Origin of the sequence: Bacillus sp. SIMBA_005 (assembly GCF_046535585.1) — a bacterium.
Taxonomy (GTDB): domain Bacteria; phylum Bacillota; class Bacilli; order Bacillales; family Bacillaceae; genus Bacillus; species Bacillus pumilus.
The window spans coordinates 1-267 of the sequence record NZ_JAWRWI010000503.1 but is presented as its reverse complement, the minus strand read 5'-3'; the positions used below and the strand labels follow the sequence as shown (position 1 = coordinate 267).

The following is a 267-nucleotide window of genomic DNA, read 5'->3' as shown; positions in this document are numbered from 1 at the left end:
CGAGGAATGCCTTCAGCGCCGGGGCCGTCGGCAGGACGCCCGCCATCGAGACCAGGTAGCCCGGCGCCGTCGACACGATGCTGACGGCGACCGCGAGGGCACCGGCGATCGCCGCGATCCAGCGGCCGACGCCGCCGAGCACCGCGGCGAGGGCCTGGTGGATCGCCGCGAACGCGATGCCCACAAGAGCCGCGATGCCCATGAGAGCCAGCGAGGATCCGGTCGAGTACGCGCCGATCCACACGAGGATCCCGCCGACGAGCAGCC

Annotated in this window: 1 protein-coding gene; it reads right to left on the bottom strand. The window is 73.0% G+C overall.

The window, feature by feature from the left end:
* A partial coding sequence (locus SB660_RS21075) for a hypothetical protein (protein ID WP_410584328.1) occupies positions 1-267 on the bottom strand: 267 nt, incomplete at both ends.